The sequence below is a fragment of the Streptomyces sp. NPDC005496 genome (assembly GCF_042872045.1).
Lineage (GTDB): Bacteria > Actinomycetota > Actinomycetes > Streptomycetales > Streptomycetaceae > Streptomyces.
Genome location: NZ_JBIAJQ010000014.1, coordinates 13,317 through 28,614, shown reverse-complemented (window position 1 = coordinate 28,614; position 15,298 = coordinate 13,317). Strand labels below are relative to the sequence as shown.

Genomic DNA, 15,298 nt, shown 5'->3' with positions numbered 1-15,298 from the left:
GGCGTCAAGGGGAAGGCGTCCGACAGTCGGCCCGGTGTCACCGCGGAACTGCCGAAGCACGGGTGGAAGTCGTCGGCTATGAGGCGGACATCAGCAAGAACAAGAACCTCACCCTCGCTGCCGATGACGACGAGCGAAAGGTGGGCGTCAATGTCGTGCGGCGTGCGAAGAATGATCCTCCGAAGCTGAGCGTGACCGTGGTGTCCGGTTGCTACACGGTGCCCGAGGGCCGGGAAGTCGAGCGCTTCTGACGGTTGGGGCTCAGCAAGCGGTGGGTCGTCCCGGCGGGGGTTCATCCCGGGGCCGTCTCGGCGTGGGGGCCGTATCTGAGGACCGGCACTCATGTGCCTCCTGCGGCTGGGGTGTTGGGTGGGGGAGTGGCCGATCTCGGGCGCTGCCTGTGACAGGCCGCGTGGGGAGTGTCACTGGCCGTGGCTAGAGTTACCGGTGAGTGTGGGTCCGGCGTGTTGGCGAGTGAGGGTGGGACGGGGGCCGGGGCTTCGCCGTGGTACGTCGACGTGTTCGACGCGGCACGGGATGCCGTCGCCGACGTCGCCACGGAGCTCTCCTCGTTCACAAGAAGGTCCGCCGGGAGGCTGCCGCGGAGATGACGAATTGCCTCCGGTCCTCTGAACGCAGCGCGGACAGTCCTCCGGCCTGACTCGGCCGTCCCCGGTCTCAGCGGTACCGGATCACGTGCAGCGCGCGGACGCCAACGGGGTCGAATGACACTGGCTCGTCGGACGAGCCGTCGAACAGCATCACACCCGTCGCTGTAATGAGCGCATTGAGCAGCCATCCCACGGCCTCACGGCCACGGCCGTCGGTGCGACGGACCCAGACCAGGGCGCGAGACCCTACTGGCAACGATGAGAGTTCACCAACCGCCGACTGCCAGTCGTGGTGGTCGGCGGTGGATAGGACGGGCCCGAGTTCGGCGAGTGTCGGCTCGAACCAGTGGGCGCGGCCGGGGGCTGGTGCCGGCGGGAACCGACCAGTGCCCGGAGCCCCACCAACGTCCCAATGGGCCAGCCAGTTCCACGGATCAGAGTTCGGCAGGCCAAAGGGCGTGCCCGTGTCCTTGGGAACGACCAGCGTCGCGTCCAGCATGGTGTCCTGCCAATGACCTTCCCGGAGGTGGCGCCGTGTGTCGCAGGAGAACACCCAGCCGCGACGGGTCTCGTCCTCGGCTTTCGGAGCCACCAGCTCGACCTGGCCTCCGTATGTGCTTTCCAGCCATAGCCGGGCCTTCGTCACCGCCGAGTCGTAGTCGAACGCCTCCTGCTCCCAGGGGCGGCGCCGCGGCCTGATCGCCTCCGGCGTGGCCCGGATGAGTACGAGCTCGCGCACGTGCTGGCTGTCGAGCCGTGCCAGGGACGACGTCAGGCCGTCGAGGAAGACGACCTGCCCCTTGTTGTTGTGGGCATAAATCAGGTTGCCCGTCGCTTCCCGACCGTTGATCTCACGACGTAGCCACACAACGCCCCGGGTGTCGGGGCCCGTCTCCTGGACCGCCTTGACAATCTCGTCCCAGCTGCTCGTCCGCTGTCGCTCGAACTCCGGAAAATACCTGCGGGAGAGTCTGCTCCACCAGCCCGGAGCCTCGTCCGAGGGTTGCCAGGCCAGAGGGGACGAGGGGCTCTTGTTGATCGCCGAATGCAGGGAGACGACACAGCCGCGCGCGTTGATCCGCCGCCCTTGGTTCTCTACGCGCGCGATGGCGGCATCGAGCAAGGGAGCCGGTTCAAGATCTCCGAGCGGATCACTGGGTGACGGGTGGAACGGGGAGCTGCCGTCTTTGGGAAGCACGATCGATGCCGCGAGCATGGGCGTCTGGGGGTAGCCCGGCTGTTGCACGGCCCGGCACGCCATCAGCCAGGCGGTTGCCGACTCGTGCACCGGCTGGAGGTCTGCCAGTTCGACGAGACCCCGGTAGGTGCGCTGGAGCCACTCCGCAGCCTGCCGTTCGGGGGTGGGCATTTCAGTGCCCCTTCCTGGGGGGCCAGTTGCCTGCAGCCTGAAGATCCATGTATTCCGCTACTGCAGGGAATGTCGGAGCGAGGTGGACAGTGCTTCCATCATGCGGCACGACGACAACAGAGGTGAACGGAGCCTGCGCGGGGTCACCGGTCTCGATGTGTTCCTTGAAATCGAAGCGAATGGTCCAGCCGTACGTGAATTCGACCCCTGTTTCCGGGAGTACCACTACGGAATCCGGCCTGTCCGGGTAAGCGCGGTTCTTCAGGAAGTCAGTGGCCGCGGCCACTACCTCATCCTTGGTCAACATTTAGGGAGCTCCATTGCGATACGGGATGTGCCCGATGGAAGAGACGTTTTTCTCCAACATGCCCAGTGTTCCGCTTTGGCCGTCCAGGAAGACCACGCCATGGGGAGTGTTAACGGCGTTGAAGACGTGGGCCGTGCCGTCCGGGCGTGAGATGTAGACGGCGCTTCGTGAGTCCTGCCCCCGCCCCTGAAGGTCACGAATGATGTCGTCGTAGCTGTCCACCATGTCATAGTGGCCTTTTACTCTGTCCTTCATGCCGAGCTGTTCCGGCGGAATGTGGTCACCGGCATGCTTGGGAGCGGCGCTCACGTCGATTCCGTCCAGGCGGCGGTCCACGGCGACGGTGTTGTGGCTGCAATTCAACGTGTATCCAGGCTGCCCAGTATTGTTCACGTCCTTGAGCCAAGGATACTCGGAGTCCAAGAAGTCCTGTGCCTGTTTCGGATCCACCGAGTCGTAATGGATTGCCTTTTCTTTGACGTGCTCGGTGCTGCTCGCCAGATCGTCCCAGTTCTTCGGCGCCGCTCCGGCTGCCTCGTCGCCGTATTTGAGGCCCTTGGATGCCACATTCGATGCCGCGACCTCCATTCCCTCTTTTACGCTCAGGCTTACGCCGCTGCGGGCGAGGCCGGCCCCCTTGGTGCCGATGGCCTCCGGAATGAGACGGCCAAAAAATTCGGAGGGATCCTTCTTGAATCCTTCCACCGCTGCCTGGACGACCCGCTCGGGATGTGCGGCTGTGGACACCAACCCGCTCAACGTCATGTTGACGTTCTGGAGATACTCGGCGGGATGGGTCAGGTTGTAGGGATCGGTGGGGTTGAGACCGCGGACGAAGGTGACGAGACCCGCGCCACCTTTGAGGACGCCACCGACGACATGGGTGAGTTCCATGTCGATCGCCTGGTAACCGTCGATGATGTTGTTGCCGAGACGATCGAGGGGCGGAGGTTCGGCGGGGGCGTGCTCCAGCGCCGCTTTGATCTTGCCCTGAGCGGTCGAGGCTGCCGTGTTCCGCTGTTTGCGGGCCTCGGCGAGCTTCTCCCGGGCCGCCTGGATGTCGGCCCTGCCTGGATCCTTGAAGGGGTCGGGCACCGGTCCCGGATCCTGGTCCGCTCTGACCTTCGCGTTGTAGGCGTCGATCCGTTTGTTGTAAGCGCGCACGGCCTCTTCGGAGGCATGCTTGCCCTTCTTGTACAGGCCAATGGCGTCTTTGGCCTGCTCCTGAGCCCACTTGACGGTTTCGGCGTATCCGTCCAGGGCGCTTGCCGCCGTCTCACAGGCGTCCGACGCCCGGAGCCATCGCGTGGGGTGCAGCTCGAACTTCTCGCGAAATGCGTCACCCGCTTCGCCCCTCCAGTGCGAGGAGTCGAGTCTGCGCATCCCTTGGCCGACCTTGTCGAAGGCTCCGTGGAAGTCCCTGAGGTGTTGCGCGCTCGTGCGGATCCTGGCGGGATTGCCGTGGATCAGTTCGTCAGGATCCTCTGTCTGGCCGAGTTGCTGCTCTCCCGGAGTCGCGCCGAGATCGGACGCGAGGCCGTCACCCCAGTCCTCGACGGCGTCAGCAGCGTCATGCATGCCGACTTTGTCCAGGCCGTCCCCGACCTTGTCGGTGCCCCAGTCGACCCCGACTCCGACGAGTCGTTTGCCCTCGTCGACACCCTCCTCAATGGCACCCAAGCCGTCGTTGACACCATCTTTGATGTCGCGGCCCAGGCCTTTGAGGTCATTGCCGATGTCACCGAAGACGCCCATCAGCCCGCTCCGTTGCCCTGCTGCGCCGCTTCGGCCCGTTTCTCCGGCGAGGGGCCGAACGTGCTGTCCAGCATCTGGTCGTACTCGGCATCGGATACGCCGAAGCTGTCGTGCAGGTTCGCGGGGTTCAGCCCCACCGGTCCCATGGTGCGCGAAGTCATCACATCGCGGCTGGCGTCCTTCCAGCCTTGCTTGATGTTCTCCCCGGCCCGGTCGAACGACTCCTGGCTGTAATCGGCGCCGCCAAAGGCGCCGGATGTCGCGATGTCACCCCAGCCCTGTTGCGTGACCTCGTCCTCGGAGGCGTAGGGGTTGCCTATCGCGGCATTGGCGACAACTTTGAAACTGCCCTCGACGTACTGTTCAGTCTCGTAATACGTGCCGGCGGACAGGCCGGTCCTGACCGCGAATCCGTTTCCCTCATTGATGAGGGAGCGGACGCCCCATTCCCAGCGCTCGCAGAACGACGTGAAGACGTCGACCAGCCCTTCATGGCCCAGTTCCATTCCGGAAAGGGAAACGTCGCCGAAGCCACGACCGGCGCCAGCCTGACCGACCATGCCCAGCTCTTTCAACTCACCGAGCGCGTCGGTCAAGCCCTTGGCGATGAGGCCGAGACCCTGGGCTTTGAGATCCTTGCCATCGGCGCTCATCGATTGCTCCTCCCGGGCCAGTCGGCGTCTACAGCGGCCTCGATGGGCACAATCCCCTGCACCGGCGGGAAGACCGCACCGTCAGGTCCGTCCGCACAGTCCAGCGCGACTCCACACGCCGTACCGGCCGCCGGGACGGCCGCATCGAGCAGGCGCGAGCCGAGAACGGTCTGATAGGTCCACTCACGGTGGAACTCACCACGGGCCTGGGCGTACCGCGCCAAGGCTTGCTCATCCGAGAAGGCCAGGATGAAGCGGACGCCATTGAGGTCGGCCGTCAGCATGCCGCGCTCGTCAACGGGTCCCTCGGTGTCGCCCAAGGGCACCAGAACCGGCGTCCGCCGGAACTCCTCCAGCAACGTGACATACCTGAGACGTCGCTCGACGAGCAGGGGGTCTTCGTCGGGAGGACTCGGATCGCCCACCGTCGGCGTGCTGGGAGGAACGGGCGCCGCGGCTCCAGAGGGCGCACCCTCGGGCCCTTCCCGTCGCCGGCTCCCCGCATCATCGATTTTTCTCGGCTGTCCGGTCATCTCCGCGTATGCGGCAAGACTCGACCTGGGGACGCCGGTCCGCGGTGGTTCTGCCGCTCTTCCCCCGTGCTCAGACATGCGGCACATCATCACAAGTGCATCCTGAGCAACGCAACGCGCGTGTGCGGCAGTTCGCTTCTGGGGCGAGTGGCGGCAAGAGAAGGGTGATCCGCGTGATGTTTCTGCGAAGGAGTGCGAGAGGGACAAGGGGTTGACCGGCTCCGGCGTCCGCTCCGTGAGCCTGGTCACGTAGGAGGGGGATCGACCTTGGCGCCAGGGCGGAAGCCTCCCAAGTCCGCCAGGGTTTGACCTGTGTCACCTTCGGGGTAAAGTCCTCGGCTCGATTGGCCAGCGACATGCCCCGTATGGCAGACTAGCGGGGTTGCTCGGTCGAGTGCCGATGCTGCGCGCCTCCCGCCGGGGGGACCGGAAGCGAGTCCCACAGTACTCGTCGCTCCAACTGCCGAGAGGCAGCGCTGGGGCGGACGTACGGGAATCTTCCGGGAAGTGTCAGCGGGGTGCCGACCAGGCGCTCGGTGGGTGTTCAGCCCCCGATCTGCGGTCTCAGGGCCGCGTCCCTCGTAGGGAAATCCATTCGTGGAGATCTCTGTCAGCGAGGACGCGACACGCCCGACCGCGTGGGTCGGAGGAGGGACGCAAACCCCCCGGGTACCAGAGCGTTTTATTCGAGACAAAGGACTACTGAGTAGCCATGGCGGGACAGAAGATCCGCATCCGGCTCAAGGCCTACGACCACGAGGTCATCGACAGCTCGGCGAAGAAGATCGTCGAGACGGTGACGCGTACTGGTGCGTCGGTCGCGGGCCCGGTGCCGCTGCCCACTGAGAAGAACGTGTACTGCGTCATCAAGTCGCCGCACAAGTACAAGGACTCGCGCGAGCACTTCGAGATGCGCACGCACAAGCGCCTGATCGACATCCTCGACCCGACCCCCAAGACCGTTGACTCTCTGATGCGACTCGACCTCCCGGCCGGTGTCGACATCGAGATCAAGCTCTGAAGGCCGGTGATCTGAAGATGGCTAAGCAGATCAAGGGCATCCTGGGCGAGAAGCTCGGCATGACGCAGGTGTGGGACGAGAACAACCGTGTTGTTCCGGTCACCGTCGTCAAGGCCGGCCCCAACGTCGTCACCCAGGTCCGTACGAACGACACCGACGGCTACGAGTCGGTCCAGATCGCCTTCGGCGAGATCGACCCTCGCAAGGTGAACAAGCCCCTCAAGGGTCACTTCGCCAAGGCCGACGTCACTCCCCGCCGCCACCTCGTCGAGATCCGTACCGCTGACGCCAGCGAGTACACCCTCGGCCAGGAGATCACCGCCGAGACCTTCGAGGCCGGCGTCAAGGTGGACGTGACCGGCAAGAGCAAGGGCAAGGGCTTCGCCGGTGTCATGAAGCGTCACAACTTCAAGGGCCTCGGCGCCGGTCACGGCACCCAGCGCAAGCACCGCTCTCCCGGCTCCATCGGTGGCTGTGCCACCCCGGGCCGTGTGTTCAAGGGCCTCCGCATGGCGGGTCGCATGGGCAACGAGCGGGTCACCACCCAGAACCTGACCGTTCACGCCGTTGACGCGGAGAAGGGCCTGCTCCTTATCAAGGGCGCGGTTCCTGGTCCGAACGGCGGCCTCGTCCTGGTCCGCACCGCGGCCAAGGGGGCCTGAGGACTATGAGCACCATTGACATTCTGTCGCCCTCCGGCGACAACGCCGGGACCGTCGAGCTCCCGGCCGAGATCTTCGACGTAGAGAAGATCAGCATTCCGCTGCTTCACCAGGTCGTCGTCGCGCAGCTGGCCGCCGCCCGTCAGGGCACGCACAAGGTCAAGCGTCGTGGCGAGGTCCGCGGTGGTGGCAAGAAGCCTTACCGCCAGAAGGGCACCGGCCGCGCCCGCCAGGGTTCGACCCGTGCGCCGCAGTTCGCCGGCGGTGGCGTCGTTCACGGCCCCACGCCGCGTGACTACTCGCAGCGGACCCCGAAGAAGATGAAGGCCGCGGCCCTGCGCCACGCCCTCACCGACCGGGCCCGCAACGCTCGTATCCACGTCATCACCGGCGTGATCGAGGGCGAGACCCCCTCCACCAAGGCCGCGAAGAGCTTCCTCGGCAAGGTCAGCGAGCGCAAGAACGTGCTCCTGGTCATCGAGCGCTCCGACGAGGCCGCGCTGCTCTCCGCGCGCAACCTGCCCCAGGTCCACATCCTGGAGCCGGGCCAGCTGAACACGTACGACGTTCTCGTCTCGGACGACGTGGTCTTCACCCAGGCCGCGTTCGAGTCCTTCGTGTCTGGCGCGCCGCAGTCGTCGGCTGCTGACACCGAAGGGAGCGAAGCCTGATGGCTACGCGTCACCCGAGCATCGCCTCGAAGGCCGCCAAGGCCGCCAAGGCCGCGCGCGTCGCCAAGGCGAAGCGCCACGCCACCGAGGGCAAGAACACCGTCGAGACCCCGCTGAGCAAGTCCTTCACGGACCCCCGTGACGTGCTGCTCAAGCCGGTCGTCTCGGAGAAGAGCTACGCGCTTCTCGACGAGGGCAAGTACACCTTCATCGTCGCGCCCGGCGCCAACAAGACGCAGATCAAGGAGGCCGTCCAGGCGGTCTTCTCGGTCAAGGTCACCGGGGTCAACACGATCAACCGTCAGGGCAAGCGCAAGCGCACCAAGACGGGCTTCGGCAAGCGTGCGGACAGCAAGCGCGCGATCGTGACCCTCGCTGAGGGCGACCGTATCGACATCTTCGGCCAGGCCTCCTAACGGAGCGCCCTGGTCCGAATATCGGACGAGGACTGAGAAATGGGAATCCGCAAGTACAAGCCGACGACGCCGGGCCGCCGTGGCTCCTCCGTCGCCGACTTCGTCGAGGTCACGCGGTCCACGCCGGAGAAGTCGCTGGTCCGCCCGCTGCACAGCAAGGGCGGCCGTAACAACGCCGGTCGTGTGACCGTTCGCCACCAGGGTGGCGGACACAAGCGCGCCTACCGCGTGATCGACTTCCGTCGTCACGACAAGGACGGCGTGCCGGCGAAGGTCGCGCACATCGAGTACGACCCCAACCGCACCGCGCGCATCGCGCTGCTGCACTACGCGGACGGCGAGAAGCGCTACATCCTCGCCCCGCGCAACCTGCAGCAGGGTGACCGCGTCGAGAACGGTCCCGGGGCCGACATCAAGCCGGGCAACAACCTGGCCCTCCGCAACATCCCGGTCGGTACCACGATCCACGCGATCGAGCTCCGTCCCGGTGGCGGTGCCAAGTTCGCCCGCTCCGCCGGTGCCTCCGTGCAGCTGCTCGCGAAGGAGGGCCAGATGGCCCACCTGCGCATGCCGTCCGGAGAGATCCGCCTGGTCGACGTGCGCTGCCGCGCCACCGTCGGCGAGGTCGGCAACGCCGAGCAGTCGAACATCAACTGGGGCAAGGCCGGCCGCAAGCGCTGGCTCGGCGTCCGCCCGACCGTTCGCGGTGTGGCGATGAACCCGGTTGACCACCCGCACGGTGGTGGTGAGGGCAAGACCTCCGGTGGTCGCCACCCGGTCTCGCCGTGGGGTCAGAAGGAGGGTCGTACTCGTTCGCCGAAGAAGGCTTCGAACAAGTACATCGTCCGCCGCCGCAAGACGAACAAGAAGCGCTAGGAGCGGGTTTAGATGCCGCGCAGTCTCAAGAAGGGACCCTTCGTCGACGGACACCTTGTAAAGAAGGTGGACGCTCAGAACGAAGCCGGTACCAAGAACGTCATCAAGACCTGGTCCCGTCGCTCGATGATCATCCCGGCCATGCTCGGCCACACGATCGCGGTGCACAACGGCAAGACCCACATTCCGGTGTTTGTCACCGAGTCGATGGTCGGCCACAAGCTCGGCGAGTTCTCGCCGACGCGCACCTTCCGGGGTCACGTGAAGGACGACCGGAAGTCGAAGCGCCGCTAACGCGGGGTGGAATGACCATGACAGACACTGGAAGGACAACCATGGAAGCCAGGGCCCAGGCGCGGTACATCCGCGTTACGCCCATGAAGGCCCGCCGCGTGGTGGACCTTATCCGTGGCATGGATGCCACGGAGGCTCAGGCGGTCCTGCGTTTCGCCCCGCAGGCCGCGAGCGTGCCGGTGGGCAAGGTGCTCGACAGCGCCATTGCCAACGCCGCGCACAACTACGACCACACCGACGCCGACAGCCTCTTCATCTCCGAGGCCTACGTCGACGAGGGCCCGACCCTGAAGCGGTTCCGGCCGCGCGCCCAGGGCCGCGCCTACCGGATCCGCAAGCGGACCAGCCACATCACCGTGGTCGTCAGCAGCAAGGAAGGAACCCGGTAATGGGCCAGAAGGTTAACCCGCATGGGTTCCGGCTCGGCATCACCACGGACTTCAAGTCCCGTTGGTACGCCGACAAGCTGTACAAGGACTACGTCAAGGAAGACGTCGCCATCCGTCGGATGATGACGTCCGGCATGGAGCGCGCCGGCATCTCGAAGGTTGAGATCGAGCGCACCCGTGACCGCGTGCGGGTGGACATCCACACCGCGCGTCCCGGCATCGTCATCGGCCGCCGTGGCGCCGAGGCCGACCGCATCCGCGGCGACCTCGAGAAGCTCACGGGCAAGCAGGTCCAGCTGAACATCCTCGAGGTCAAGAGCCCCGAGACCGACGCTCAGCTGGTCGCTCAGGCCGTCGCCGAGCAGCTGTCCTCCCGCGTCTCCTTCCGTCGCGCCATGCGTAAGAGCATGCAGGGCACGATGAAGGCCGGCGCCAAGGGCATCAAGATCCAGTGCGGTGGCCGTCTCGGCGGCGCCGAGATGTCCCGCTCGGAGTTCTACCGCGAGGGCCGCGTGCCCCTGCACACGCTCCGCGCGAACGTCGACTACGGCTTCTTCGAGGCCAAGACGACCTTCGGCCGTATCGGTGTGAAGGTCTGGATCTACAAGGGCGACGTCAAGAACATCGCCGAGGTCCGCGCCGAGAACGCCGCTGCCCGTGCGGGTAACCGCCCGGCCCGTGGCGGCGGCAACGACCGCCCGGCCCGTGGTGGCCGTGGTGGCGAGCGTGGCGGTCGCGGCCGCAAGCCGCAGCAGCAGTCCGCGCCGGCTGCCGAGGCCCCCAAGGCCGACGCTCCCGCCGCCGCTGCCGCTCCGGCTGAGAGCACCGGAACGGAGGCCTGACCGAAATGCTGATCCCCCGTAGGGTCAAGCACCGCAAGCAGCACCACCCGAAGCGCCGTGGTCAGGCCAAGGGCGGTACGCAGGTTTCGTTCGGCGAGTACGGCATTCAGGCCCTCACGCCGGCGTACGTCACCAACCGCCAGATCGAGGCGGCGCGTATCGCGATGACCCGCCACATCAAGCGTGGCGGCAAGGTCTGGATCAACATCTACCCGGACCGCCCGCTGACGAAGAAGCCCGCCGAGACCCGCATGGGTTCCGGTAAGGGTTCTCCCGAGTGGTGGGTCGCGAACGTGCACCCGGGCCGGGTCATGTTCGAGCTGTCCTACCCCAACGAGAAGATTGCGCGTGAGGCGCTCACTCGCGCAGCCCACAAGCTGCCGATGAAGTGCCGGATCGTCAAGCGCGAGGCAGGTGAAGCGTGATGTCGGCCGGTACCAAGGCGTCCGAGCTGCGCGAACTGGGTGACGAGGAGCTTCTTGCGAAGCTCCGCGAAGCCAAGGAAGAGCTGTTCAACCTCCGCTTCCAGGCGGCGACCGGTCAGCTCGAGAACCACGGACGGCTCAAGGCCGTCCGCAAGGACATCGCGCGGATCTACACCCTGATGCGTGAGCGCGAGCTGGGCATCGAGACGGTGGAGAGCGCATGAGCGAGAACAACGTGACTGAAGAGACCAAGACGGACCGCGGATTCCGCAAGACCCGTGAGGGCCTGGTCGTCAGCGACAAGATGGACAAGACCGTCGTCGTCGCCGTCGAGGACCGCGTCAAGCACGCGCTGTACGGCAAGGTCATCCGCCGTACGAACAAGCTCAAGGCCCACGACGAGCAGAACGCCGCGGGCGTCGGCGACCGTGTCCTCCTGATGGAGACCCGGCCGCTGTCCGCGACGAAGCGCTGGCGCGTCGTCGAGATTCTCGAGAAGGCCAAGTAAGGAAATCCCCGCGAGGGGATTCCAACGACACACCTGAGGGGTTTCCCCCTCGGGTTCGTTCCGCCAGGCTCGGCAGGGGCTCCGCCTCCCAGAGGCAGCCCCTGCCGGGAACCGGCAGACAATCAGGAGATAGACGTGATCCAGCAGGAGTCGCGACTGCGTGTCGCCGACAACACTGGTGCGAAGGAAATCCTTTGCATCCGTGTGCTCGGTGGCTCCGGTCGCCGCTACGCGGGCATCGGTGACGTCATCGTCGCCACCGTCAAGGACGCGATCCCCGGTGGCAACGTGAAGAAGGGTGACGTCGTCAAGGCGGTCATCGTTCGCACCGTCAAGGAGCGCCGCCGTCCGGACGGCTCGTACATCCGCTTCGACGAGAACGCCGCCGTCATTCTGAAGAACGACGGCGACCCTCGCGGCACCCGTATCTTCGGCCCGGTCGGCCGTGAGCTGCGCGAGAAGAAGTTCATGAAGATCATCTCGCTCGCGCCGGAGGTGCTGTAAGCATGAAGATCAAGAAGGGCGACCTGGTCCAGGTCATCACCGGTAAGGACAAGGGCAAGCAGGGCAAGGTCATCGCGGCCTACCCCCGCGAGGACCGCGTCCTGGTCGAGGGTGTCAACCGGGTCAAGAAGCACACGAAGGCCGGCCCCACCGCTCGCGGTTCGCAGGCCGGCGGCATCGTGACCACCGAAGCCCCTGTCCACGTGAGCAACGTTCAGCTCGTCGTGGAGAAGGACGGCAACAAGGTCGTCACGCGCGTCGGTTACCGCTTCGACGACGAGGGCAACAAGATCCGCGTTGCCAAGCGGACGGGTGAGGACATCTGATGGCTACCACCACCACTCCGCGTCTCAAGACGAAGTACCGCGAGGAGATCCAGGCCAAGCTGCAGGAAGAGTTCTCCTACGAGAACGTCATGCAGATCCCCGGCCTGGTCAAGATCGTGGTCAACATGGGTGTCGGCGACGCCGCCCGTGACTCGAAGCTCATGGACGGTGCCGTCCGTGACCTGACCACGATCACCGGTCAGAAGCCGGCCGTCACCAAGGCCCGCAAGTCCATCGCGCAGTTCAAGCTGCGCGAGGGCCAGCCGATCGGTGCCCACGTCACGCTCCGTGGCGACCGCATGTGGGAGTTCCTGGACCGCACCCTGTCGCTCGCGCTGCCGCGCATCCGCGACTTCCGCGGCCTGTCCCCCAAGCAGTTCGACGGCCGTGGCAACTACACCTTCGGTCTCACGGAGCAGGTCATGTTCCACGAGATCGACCAGGACAAGATCGACCGCGTCCGGGGTATGGACATCACCGTGGTCACCACGGCGACCAACGACGCCGAAGGCCGTGCCCTTCTCCGTCACCTCGGCTTCCCCTTCAAGGAGGCGTAAGCGAGATGGCGAAGAAGGCTCTGATTGCCAAGGCTGCTCGTAAGCCCAAGTTCGGCGTCCGTGGCTACACGCGCTGCCAGCGCTGCGGCCGTCCGCACTCCGTGTACCGCAAGTTCGGCCTCTGCCGCGTGTGCCTTCGTGAGATGGCTCACCGTGGCGAGCTCCCGGGCGTGACCAAGAGCTCCTGGTAATCCCGTACTTCGGGATTCCGGAAGCTCTCGGTAAGTAGAGGTTCGGTCAGACCCCGGCTCTCCATGGCTTAGGCTAGGAGGGTTGGGCGTCTGACCGCCCGTACGACTTACTACGCCGTAGGTCCCCGCACCGCACCCGTCCCGCCACTGAGTGGGGAGAGGGATGGCGCATACAGGAAACCCCGGCGAGAGAGGCCGAAGGCCAATTCATGACCATGACTGATCCGATCGCAGACATGCTTACGCGTCTGCGTAACGCGAACTCGGCGTACCACGACACCGTGGGTATGCCGCACAGCAAGATCAAGTCGCACATCGCGGAGATCCTCCAGCAGGAGGGCTTCATCACGGGCTGGAAGGTCGAGGACGCCGAGGTCGGCAAGAACCTCGTCCTCGAGCTGAAGTTCGGCCCGAACCGTGAGCGCTCCATCGCGGGCATCAAGCGGATCTCCAAGCCCGGTCTCCGGGTGTACGCGAAGTCCACCAACCTGCCCAAGGTGCTGGGCGGCCTCGGCGTGGCGATCATCTCCACGTCCCACGGGCTCCTCACCGACAAGCAGGCCGGCAAGAAGGGCGTAGGCGGAGAAGTTCTCGCCTACGTCTGGTAGCGGAAGGGAACGGAGGAAACAGCTATGTCGCGTATTGGCAAGCTCCCCATCACGGTTCCCGCCGGCGTGGACGTCACCATCGACGGCCGTACGGTGCAGGTGAAGGGCCCGAAGGGGACCCTCTCCCACACCATTGCGTCGCCGATCGAGATCGCTAAGGGCGAGGACGGCGTTCTGAACGTCACCCGCCCGAACGACGAGCGTCAGAACAAGGCCCTCCACGGCCTGTCCCGCACGCTGGTGGCGAACATGATCACCGGCGTGACCCAGGGTTACGTGAAGAAGCTCGAAATCAGCGGTGTCGGTTACCGCGTCCTGGCGAAGGGCTCCAACCTGGAGTTCTCGCTCGGCTACAGCCACTCGATCACTGTCGAAGCGCCCGAGGGCATCACCTTCAAGGTGGAGGCTCCGACCCGTTTCTCGGTCGAGGGCATCGACAAGCAGAAGGTCGGCGAGGTTGCGGCCAACATCCGCAAGCTGCGCAAGCCCGACCCGTACAAGGCCAAGGGCGTCAAGTACGAAGGCGAAGTCATCCGCCGCAAGGTCGGAAAGGCGGGTAAGTAAGCCATGGCATACGGTGTCAAGATTGCTAAGGGCGACGCTTACAAGCGTGCTGCCATCAAGCGTCGTCACATCCGGATCCGTAAGCACATCTCGGGTACGGCTGAGCGTCCGCGCCTGGTCGTGACGCGCTCCAACCGCCACATCGTGGCCCAGGTCATCGACGACATCAAGGGTCACACCCTGGCGTCGGCGTCGACCCTGGACGCGTCGATCCGCGGCGAGGGCGAGAAGTCCGCGCAGGCCGGCAAGGTCGGCGCCCTGGTCGCCGAGCGCGCCAAGGCCGCGGGCGTCGAGGCTGTCGTATTCGACCGTGGTGGTAACCAGTACGCCGGGCGCATTGCCGCTCTGGCGGACGCCGCCCGCGAAGCCGGACTCAAGTTCTGAGTCGGTTCCGTAGCTAGCGGAAACAGAGAGAGGTAATTCCAATGGCTGGACCCCAGCGCCGCGGAAGCGGTGCCGGTGGCGGCGAGCGGCGGGACCGGAAGGGCCGTGACGGCGGCGCTGCTGCCGCCGAGAAGACCGCGTACGTTGAGCGCGTCGTCGCGATCAACCGCGTCGCCAAGGTTGTGAAGGGTGGTCGTCGCTTCAGCTTCACCGCGCTGGTCGTGGTGGGCGATGGTGACGGCACCGTCGGTGTCGGTTACGGCAAGGCCAAGGAGGTGCCGGCCGCCATCGCCAAGGGTGTTGAGGAGGCCAAGAAGCACTTCTTCAAGGTCCCCCGTATCCAGGGCACCATCCCGCACCCGATCACGGGCGAGAAGGCCGCGGGCGTCGTCCTGCTCAAGCCTGCTTCCCCCGGTACCGGCGTCATCGCCGGTGGCCCGGTGCGTGCGGTGCTCGAGTGCGCCGGCGTTCACGACATCCTGTCGAAGTCGCTCGGCTCGTCCAACGCGATCAACATCGTGCACGCGACCGTGGCGGCCCTCAAGGGCCTGCAGCGTCCCGAGGAGATCGCGGCCCGCCGCGGTCTGCCCCTCGAGGACGTCGCCCCCGCGGCTCTGCTGCGTGCGCGTGCGGGAGCGGGTGCGTAATCATGGCTCAGCTCAAGATCACGCAGACGAAGTCGTACATCGGCAGCAAGCAGAACCACCGCGACACCCTTCGTTCGCTTGGCCTCAAGCGGATCAACGACGTGGTCGTCAAGGAGGACCGCCCCGAGTTCCGCGGAATGGTGCACACCGTCCGCCACCTCGTGACGGTTGAGGAGGTCGACTGA

General features: G+C 65.7%; 26 protein-coding genes. 21 read left to right on the top strand and 5 right to left on the bottom strand.

Features of this window, described 5'->3' with window-relative positions; all coding sequences use genetic code 11:
- Positions 1 to 62 precede the first annotated feature (62 nt).
- Complete coding sequence (locus ACFYQQ_RS34325; protein ID WP_355782944.1) at positions 63 to 251, top strand: hypothetical protein; 189 nt, start codon at positions 63 to 65, stop codon at positions 249 to 251.
- 427 nt (positions 252 to 678) lie between these two features.
- Here ACFYQQ_RS34325 and ACFYQQ_RS34320 read toward each other — a convergent pair whose 3' ends face one another.
- The 5 genes from ACFYQQ_RS34320 to ACFYQQ_RS34300 are packed head-to-tail and all read right to left on the bottom strand — an operon-like array spanning position 679 to position 5,120.
- Entirely contained in the window at positions 679 to 1,980 is a 1,302-nt protein-coding gene (locus ACFYQQ_RS34320) for a YrhB domain-containing protein (protein ID WP_355782947.1), read from the bottom strand.
- A 1-nt stretch (position 1,981) separates the two neighbouring features.
- Positions 1,982 to 2,287 carry a YrhB domain-containing protein gene (locus ACFYQQ_RS34315; RefSeq protein ID WP_355782950.1) on the bottom strand — a complete coding sequence of 102 codons (306 nt, stop codon included), beginning with the start codon at positions 2,285 to 2,287 and terminating at the stop codon, positions 1,982 to 1,984.
- A complete protein-coding gene (locus ACFYQQ_RS34310) occupies positions 2,288 to 4,042 on the bottom strand; it encodes a putative T7SS-secreted protein (protein ID WP_355782952.1) in 1,755 nt (584 codons plus the stop codon). It abuts the gene before it with no gap.
- Positions 4,042 to 4,695, bottom strand: a complete 654-nt coding sequence (locus ACFYQQ_RS34305) for a hypothetical protein (RefSeq protein ID WP_355782955.1) — start codon at positions 4,693 to 4,695, stop codon at positions 4,042 to 4,044. The genes ACFYQQ_RS34310 and ACFYQQ_RS34305 overlap by 1 nt, the downstream gene beginning before the upstream one ends.
- Positions 4,692 to 5,120 (bottom strand): hypothetical protein, encoded by a 429-nt coding sequence (locus ACFYQQ_RS34300; protein WP_388906486.1) that lies wholly within the window; start codon positions 5,118 to 5,120, stop codon positions 4,692 to 4,694. The genes ACFYQQ_RS34305 and ACFYQQ_RS34300 overlap by 4 nt, the downstream gene beginning before the upstream one ends.
- A gap of 820 nt (positions 5,121 to 5,940) precedes the next feature.
- Between ACFYQQ_RS34300 and rpsJ the strand changes: the two genes are divergently transcribed.
- The 20 genes from rpsJ (at position 5,941) to rpmD (ending at position 15,298) form a co-directional block, all read left to right on the top strand.
- Positions 5,941 to 6,249: a 30S ribosomal protein S10 gene (gene rpsJ, locus ACFYQQ_RS34295; RefSeq protein ID WP_003948644.1), complete on the top strand. Its 309-nt coding sequence runs from the start codon at positions 5,941 to 5,943 to the stop codon at positions 6,247 to 6,249.
- Between the two features lie 17 nt (positions 6,250 to 6,266).
- A complete protein-coding gene (rplC, locus tag ACFYQQ_RS34290) occupies positions 6,267 to 6,911 on the top strand; it encodes a 50S ribosomal protein L3 (RefSeq protein WP_355782961.1) in 645 nt (214 codons plus the stop codon).
- Positions 6,912 to 6,916: 5 nt separating this feature from the next.
- A complete protein-coding gene (rplD, locus tag ACFYQQ_RS34285) occupies positions 6,917 to 7,582 on the top strand; it encodes a 50S ribosomal protein L4 (protein WP_010986343.1) in 666 nt (221 codons plus the stop codon).
- Complete coding sequence (gene rplW / locus ACFYQQ_RS34280; protein WP_121405501.1) at positions 7,582 to 7,998, top strand: 50S ribosomal protein L23; 417 nt, start codon at positions 7,582 to 7,584, stop codon at positions 7,996 to 7,998. The genes rplD and rplW overlap by 1 nt, the downstream gene beginning before the upstream one ends.
- Before the next feature lie 39 nt (positions 7,999 to 8,037).
- On the top strand, positions 8,038 to 8,874 hold the full coding sequence (gene rplB, locus ACFYQQ_RS34275) for a 50S ribosomal protein L2 (RefSeq protein WP_059192905.1): 837 nt from the start codon (positions 8,038 to 8,040) through the stop codon (positions 8,872 to 8,874).
- A gap of 12 nt (positions 8,875 to 8,886) precedes the next feature.
- Entirely contained in the window at positions 8,887 to 9,168 is a 282-nt protein-coding gene (gene rpsS / locus ACFYQQ_RS34270) for a 30S ribosomal protein S19 (RefSeq protein ID WP_015035577.1), read from the top strand.
- Positions 9,169 to 9,209: 41 nt separating this feature from the next.
- Positions 9,210 to 9,557: a 50S ribosomal protein L22 gene (gene rplV / locus ACFYQQ_RS34265; RefSeq protein WP_003974262.1), complete on the top strand. Its 348-nt coding sequence runs from the start codon at positions 9,210 to 9,212 to the stop codon at positions 9,555 to 9,557.
- A complete protein-coding gene (gene rpsC / locus ACFYQQ_RS34260) occupies positions 9,557 to 10,399 on the top strand; it encodes a 30S ribosomal protein S3 (RefSeq protein ID WP_356167229.1) in 843 nt (280 codons plus the stop codon). The genes rplV and rpsC overlap by 1 nt, the downstream gene beginning before the upstream one ends.
- A gap of 5 nt (positions 10,400 to 10,404) precedes the next feature.
- Positions 10,405 to 10,824: a 50S ribosomal protein L16 gene (gene rplP / locus ACFYQQ_RS34255; protein WP_099500627.1), complete on the top strand. Its 420-nt coding sequence runs from the start codon at positions 10,405 to 10,407 to the stop codon at positions 10,822 to 10,824.
- Positions 10,824 to 11,048 carry a 50S ribosomal protein L29 gene (rpmC, locus tag ACFYQQ_RS34250; RefSeq protein WP_003998824.1) on the top strand — a complete coding sequence of 75 codons (225 nt, stop codon included), beginning with the start codon at positions 10,824 to 10,826 and terminating at the stop codon, positions 11,046 to 11,048. Before rplP ends, rpmC begins: the two co-directional genes overlap by 1 nt.
- Positions 11,045 to 11,332, top strand: coding sequence for a 30S ribosomal protein S17 (gene rpsQ / locus ACFYQQ_RS34245; RefSeq protein ID WP_095748091.1), 288 nt, complete (start codon positions 11,045 to 11,047; stop codon positions 11,330 to 11,332). The genes rpmC and rpsQ overlap by 4 nt, the downstream gene beginning before the upstream one ends.
- A gap of 135 nt (positions 11,333 to 11,467) precedes the next feature.
- Positions 11,468 to 11,836, top strand: coding sequence for a 50S ribosomal protein L14 (rplN, locus tag ACFYQQ_RS34240; protein WP_003998823.1), 369 nt, complete (start codon positions 11,468 to 11,470; stop codon positions 11,834 to 11,836).
- Between the two features lie 2 nt (positions 11,837 to 11,838).
- A complete protein-coding gene (rplX, locus tag ACFYQQ_RS34235) occupies positions 11,839 to 12,162 on the top strand; it encodes a 50S ribosomal protein L24 (protein WP_030967306.1) in 324 nt (107 codons plus the stop codon).
- The gene (gene rplE / locus ACFYQQ_RS34230) at positions 12,162 to 12,719 is read left to right on the top strand and encodes a 50S ribosomal protein L5 (RefSeq protein ID WP_121405503.1); all 558 of its coding nucleotides are present in this window, start codon (positions 12,162 to 12,164) and stop codon (positions 12,717 to 12,719) included. The genes rplX and rplE overlap by 1 nt, the downstream gene beginning before the upstream one ends.
- 5 nt (positions 12,720 to 12,724) lie before the next feature.
- Entirely contained in the window at positions 12,725 to 12,910 is a 186-nt protein-coding gene (locus ACFYQQ_RS34225) for a type Z 30S ribosomal protein S14 (protein ID WP_003948630.1), read from the top strand.
- Positions 12,911 to 13,119: 209 nt separating this feature from the next.
- Positions 13,120 to 13,518 (top strand): 30S ribosomal protein S8, encoded by a 399-nt coding sequence (gene rpsH / locus ACFYQQ_RS34220; RefSeq protein WP_010986352.1) that lies wholly within the window; start codon positions 13,120 to 13,122, stop codon positions 13,516 to 13,518.
- Between the two features lie 24 nt (positions 13,519 to 13,542).
- Positions 13,543 to 14,082 (top strand): 50S ribosomal protein L6, encoded by a 540-nt coding sequence (rplF, locus tag ACFYQQ_RS34215; protein ID WP_355793269.1) that lies wholly within the window; start codon positions 13,543 to 13,545, stop codon positions 14,080 to 14,082.
- A 3-nt stretch (positions 14,083 to 14,085) separates the two neighbouring features.
- Positions 14,086 to 14,466 carry a 50S ribosomal protein L18 gene (gene rplR / locus ACFYQQ_RS34210; protein WP_121405505.1) on the top strand — a complete coding sequence of 127 codons (381 nt, stop codon included), beginning with the start codon at positions 14,086 to 14,088 and terminating at the stop codon, positions 14,464 to 14,466.
- Between the two features lie 41 nt (positions 14,467 to 14,507).
- The gene (gene rpsE, locus ACFYQQ_RS34205) at positions 14,508 to 15,113 is read left to right on the top strand and encodes a 30S ribosomal protein S5 (RefSeq protein ID WP_006376045.1); all 606 of its coding nucleotides are present in this window, start codon (positions 14,508 to 14,510) and stop codon (positions 15,111 to 15,113) included.
- Positions 15,114 to 15,115: 2 nt separating this feature from the next.
- Positions 15,116 to 15,298: a 50S ribosomal protein L30 gene (gene rpmD, locus ACFYQQ_RS34200; protein ID WP_033319647.1), complete on the top strand. Its 183-nt coding sequence runs from the start codon at positions 15,116 to 15,118 to the stop codon at positions 15,296 to 15,298.